The sequence below is a fragment of the Streptosporangium sp. NPDC049644 genome (genome assembly GCF_040675205.1).
GTDB classification, from domain to species: domain Bacteria; phylum Actinomycetota; class Actinomycetes; order Streptosporangiales; family Streptosporangiaceae; genus Streptosporangium; species Streptosporangium fukuiense.
Genome location: NZ_JBFAOJ010000202.1, coordinates 1 through 4,790, shown reverse-complemented (window position 1 = coordinate 4,790; position 4,790 = coordinate 1). Strand labels below are relative to the sequence as shown.

5 protein-coding genes are annotated in these 4,790 nt (G+C 72.9%); 4 read left to right on the top strand and 1 reads right to left on the bottom strand.

Annotation, left to right across the window (positions count from 1 at the left end):
- From AB0J58_RS44150 to menC, 4 genes are all read left to right on the top strand, one after another.
- Nucleotides 1-434, top strand: a 434-nt coding sequence (locus AB0J58_RS44150) for a membrane dipeptidase (RefSeq protein ID WP_364227629.1), incomplete at its 5' end; no start/stop codon positions are given.
- A complete protein-coding gene (locus tag AB0J58_RS44145) occupies nt 431-1,648 on the top strand; it encodes a M20 family metallopeptidase (protein ID WP_364227627.1) in 1,218 nt (405 codons plus the stop codon). The genes AB0J58_RS44150 and AB0J58_RS44145, both read left to right, overlap by 4 nt.
- Nucleotides 1,645-2,424 (top strand): GNAT family N-acetyltransferase, encoded by a 780-nt coding sequence (locus tag AB0J58_RS44140; RefSeq protein WP_364227626.1) that lies wholly within the window; start codon nt 1,645-1,647, stop codon nt 2,422-2,424. Before AB0J58_RS44145 ends, AB0J58_RS44140 begins: the two co-directional genes overlap by 4 nt.
- A gap of 150 nt (nt 2,425-2,574) precedes the next feature.
- A complete protein-coding gene (gene menC, locus AB0J58_RS44135; RefSeq protein ID WP_364227623.1) occupies nt 2,575-3,675 on the top strand; it encodes an o-succinylbenzoate synthase in 1,101 nt (366 codons plus the stop codon).
- A 44-nt stretch (nt 3,676-3,719) separates the two neighbouring features.
- On the opposite strand, the gene AB0J58_RS44130 is transcribed toward menC, so the two are convergent.
- Nucleotides 3,720-4,127 (bottom strand): hypothetical protein, encoded by a 408-nt coding sequence (locus AB0J58_RS44130; protein ID WP_364227620.1) that lies wholly within the window; start codon nt 4,125-4,127, stop codon nt 3,720-3,722.
- Between the last annotated feature and the right edge of the window lie 663 nt (nt 4,128-4,790).

Genomic DNA, 4,790 nt, shown 5'->3' with positions numbered 1-4,790 from the left:
CCTCGGCCCGCGCGCTGCGCGACCACCACCGCAACCTGACCGACGAGCAGATCCGCGCGGTCGCCGCCACCGGCGGCGTGGTCTGCGTCAACTTCGTGCCGAGCTTCCTTTCCGCGGACCCCGCGGAGTTCACCGTGGACCGGCTGGTGGACCACATCGAGCACATCGCGCGGGTCGGCGGGATCGACCACGTCGGCCTCGGCCCCGACTTCGTCCGCGAGGTGCTGACCGACGTCACGCCGCCGTGCTGCGAGGATCTCGGATACGGCGAGATCGCCCCCCTGGCCGTGCTGCCCGGACTGTCCGGCCCGAGCGGCCTGCCCCTGGTCACCGAGGCACTGGCCGGTCGGGGCATCCAGGAGGAGGACATCCTCAAGATCCTCGGCGGCAACGTCCTGCGGCTGTTCCGCGCGGAACTGGGACGACCGCGATGAACCTGGACGTCATGCTCGAGGATCTGGAGGAGCTCGTCGCGTGCGAGTCGTTCTCCGCCGACCACGAGGCGGTGGCCCGTAGCGCCAAGGTGGTCGCCGACCAGGGGTTCAGGAGGCTCGGCGCACGCCCCGAGACGATCGTGATCGACGGGGTCACCCATCTGCGGTGGACCTTCGGCACGCCCCGGGTCCTGCTGGTCGGCCACCACGACACGGTCTGGCCGCTCGGGACGCTGGCCGAGCGGCCCTGGTCGGTGACCGGCGGGATCGCCCGGGGACCGGGGGTGTTCGACATGAAGGCCGGGCTGGTGCAGGCGTTTCACGCGCTGGCCGCGCTGCCGTCGCCGGACGGGGTGTGCGTGCTGGTCACCGGTGACGAGGAGGTCGGTTCACCGTCCTCACGCGCGCTGATCGAGGAGTCCGCGCGCGGCCGGGTGGCCGCGTTCGTGCTGGAGGCGAGCGCCGACGGCGGAGCGCTCAAGACGGCGCGCAAGGGGACGTCGATCTACGAGCTCGTGGTGCGCGGGACGGCCGCGCACGCCGGTCTGGAACCCGAGAGGGGGGCCAACGCCGGGATCGAGCTGGCCCACCAGATCCTCGCCGTCGCCGGGATCGCCGACCAGGTGAACGGCGGTCCTTCCGGCGTGACGACGGCGGAGACGTCCCCCGGACCGGCCCTCTCCCCGGGCCGGTGGCCGGGCTCCGCCACGCCGGGAACGCCCTCAGGCCCGGCGGCACCCGGCGGACCCGCCGGCCTGGGCCCGGCCACCGTCACGCCCACGGTGCTGTCGGCGGGGACCACGGTCAACACCGTGCCCGCGCTGGCCCGCGTCTCGGTGGACGTGCGGGTGCCCACCCGCACCGCGCAGGAGCGGGTGGACGAGCTGATGAGGGCCCTGTCCCCCCGGCTCGCCGGGACCCGGCTGGAGGTGATCGGCGGCCCGAACCGCCCTCCCCTGGAGGAGGCCGCATCGGCCGGGCTGTTCGCCCTCGCCCAGCGGATCGCCGCCGACCTCGGGCTCGCCCCGCTCCGCGGCGTCGGAGTGGGCGGAGCCTCCGACGGCAACTACACCGCCGGAGTCGGCTGCCCCACCCTCGACGGGCTGGGCGCGGTGGGCGGCGGCGCGCACGCCGACAGTGAGCACGTGGTCGTGGCCGAGATGCCCGGCCGTACCGCGCTGCTGACCGGCCTGGTCCGGGCGATGCTCAGGTGAACGGCCTGGTACTGCGCGAGCTCCGCTCCATCGAGGAACTGGAGGAGGTCTTACGGCTGTTCGACGGTATCTGGCACCCCGCCCCCGGCGGCGAGCCCATCACCGTCGAGCTCATGCGGGCGCTGGCGCACACGGGCAACTACGTGACCGGCGCCTACCGGGGCGACCGCCTGGTGGGCGCCTCGGTCGGCTTCCTCGCGGCCCCGGCCGGGCAGGTGCTGCACTCGCACGTCACCGGCGCCGCCATCGGGCACGGGATCGGATTCGCGCTCAAACTGCACCAGCGCGGCTGGGCACTCGACCGGGGCCTGGATCGCATCACCTGGACCTACGACCCGCTGGTACGCCGTAACTCCCATTTCAACCTGGTCAAACTCGGCGCCCGCCCCGAGGAGTACCTGCGGTCCTTCTACGGCGTCATGGGGGACGCGATCAACACCGGCGACGAGTCCGACCGGATGCTCGCCGTCTGGCGGCTGACCGAGTCACGGGTGATCGCCGCCGTACGAGGCGAGCCGTGCCGGCCCGAGATCCCGCCGGACGCGGTGACCGCCCTGGCCGAGCGCGACGGCCGCCCGGTCGCCGGCCGGACCGACGCCCGGACGCTGCTGGTCGCGGTCCCGCCCGACATCGAGGCGCTACGCCGCACCGACCCCGGCACGGCCAGGACATGGCGGCACGCGGTGCGCGACGTGCTGGGCGCGCTGATGGGGGAAGGTGCCCGGGTGACCGGGTTCAGCGGCGAGGGCCACTACATCGTGGAACGGACCGGATGACCGCCCTGACCGGCGAGACCACCGGGAGCCGGCCGCCCGGTCGGCCGGGCGCGCGGAGAAGGACGCGGCGCGAGCCGCGCGACATCCTGTAACGGGCCGTCTGACCGACGGCGCTATCGGAGGGAGACGCGGCCAAGGCCGCACGCCATCATGAAGATCACTGGAATCGAACTGCGGCGGATCAGGATGCCGCTGGTCGCCCCTTTCCGTACCTCGTTCGGCACCGAGACCGAACGCGACATACTGCTCCTGCGCGTCGTCACCCCCGACGCCGAGGGCTGGGGCGAATGCGTCGCCATGTCCCAGCCGCGCTACTGCTCCGAGTACGTCGACGGCGCCGCCGAGGTGCTGCGCCGCTTCCTCGTCCCCGCCCTGCCCGCCCACACCGACGCCCACACCGTCGGCCGCGCCCTGCACCCTTTCAAAGGCCACCGCATGGCCAAGGCCGCCCTGGAGACCGCAGTCCTGGACGCTCAGCTCCGCACCGACGGCCAGTCCCTGGCCACCTTCCTCGGCGCCGGCACCGACCGCGTGCCCTGCGGAGTGTCGGTCGGCATCATGAACTCCATCCCCCAGCTCCTCGACACCGTCACCGGCTACCTCGACGAGGGCTATGTCCGGATCAAGCTGAAGATCGAACCCGGCTGGGACCTCGCCCCCGTCCGCGCCGTCCGCGAACGCTTCGGCGACGACCTCCTGCTCCAGGTCGACGCCAACGCCGCCTACACCCTCGCCGACGCCCCCCACCTGGCCAGACTCGACGACTTCGGCCTGCTGCTCATCGAACAGCCCCTCGCAGGCGACGACATGGTCCAGCACGCCCGGCTCGCCACCCGGCTGACCACCCCCGTCTGCCTGGACGAGTCCATCGAATCAGCCGAACACGCCGCCGCCGCCATCACCCTGGGCGCCTGCTCGATCATCAACGTCAAACCCGGCCGGATCGGCGGCTATCTCGAAGCCCGCCGCATCCACGACCTGGCCCGCGCCCACGGCGTCGCCCTGTGGTGCGGCGGCATGCTGGAGACCGGCATCGGCCGCGCGGCCAACCTCGCCCTGGCCGCCCTGCCCGGCTTCACCCTGCCCGGCGACACCTCCGCCTCCCGCCGCTACTACGCCACCGACATCACCGCCCCCTTCGAGCTGCACGAAGGCCATCTGGAGGTCCCCACCGGCCCCGGCATCGGCGTCGACCCCGTCCACGACATCCTGGACGAGGTCACCGTCTCCACCGAATGGATCACTGTCTAGCGGGCGCCTTCCACCTCGCCGGTAAGGGGCTCCCCTTCCCCGCGTCACGTCGTACGGGCGCGGCCGAGACGGGGCACCGCCTCAGGCAGGGAGCGGGTGTAGTCGTCCCGGGGCGACCCCACCACCTCTTCTGTCGCCCCCATCTCCACCGGCCTGCCCCGGTGCATCACCGCGACGACATCGGAGACGTACCGGACCACGGCGAGGTTGTGCGAGATGATCCTGCTGTCGGGGCCGACGCGGGTCAGCGTGTCGTAGGCCAGCGACAGCACCGTGTTGGTGACCGAGAGCACGCCCATGGCCGGGTCGAGTACCCCGGGGTCGCCGCCGATCGCGAAGGAGAAGGTGCCGCCGTGGGCGGGTCCGCCTGACGGAGAGTCCGCCGTACCGCCACACGCGGCCGCGAACAGGCTGAGGGCACCGAGCACGGCCGCCGCTCCTGATTTTCTCATCGGGACTCCACTGCAGCAGCGCCTCGAAGTGCACCCCGGTGTAGCCGGCGACCGCGCCGGACGCCTCGCGGGCGCGCAGCACCCGCGATGACCGGTCCTCGATGGTGACCGGCGCGTCCAGCAGCGCGCACACCGCGTTGGCCAGCGCGAACAGGTCGTCCGGCGGGGTCTCCCCGGGCTCGGCGAGGTCGCCCTCGGCCAGCAGGGAGCGCAGCAGCGCGGCCACCTGTGCCCACGAGGCGGCGCGGGTGAGACCCAGCACCGCCACTCCGGTCTGGCGGACCTTCGCGCGGACGAGCTCGTCGACGTCCACCGGTTGCTTGACGACGACGCCCGCCGCCGGGCCCGCCGCGTCGAGCAGGGCGCAGATCTGCTCGGCGCGGTCGACCCCGACCGCGAGCAGCAGGCCCCCTTCGGGAAGCAGCAGCTCGTCGAGGGGGTCTTGAACTCCTCCCCGGCTTGGGGGCCGGAGGTTCTCCCGTCGCGTCGCGGTCAAGCGGCGCGCGGGGGTTGACGCTTCGCAGACCGGGCGTTCCCGAGGTCTCCACGTCCTGACACCGCTGTTCCGTCGGCGTTGTTGATGTTGATCGCGGCGTTGGTGTCGGCATGGCCGACCCACCCGCACTCGGGGTTGGTGCAGGCGAACACGGTTCCGGCGCGGCC

Excerpts from the sequence above, each read along its gene's own strand:
- AB0J58_RS44145 (WP_364227627.1), top strand. The coding sequence starts at position 431 with ATGAACCTGGACGTCATGCTCGAGGATCTGGAGGAGCTCGTCGCGTGC.
- menC (WP_364227623.1), top strand. The coding sequence starts at position 2,575 with ATGAAGATCACTGGAATCGAACTGCGGCGGATCAGGATGCCGCTGGTC.
- AB0J58_RS44130 (WP_364227620.1), bottom strand. The coding sequence starts at position 4,127 with ATGAGAAAATCAGGAGCGGCGGCCGTGCTCGGTGCCCTCAGCCTGTTC.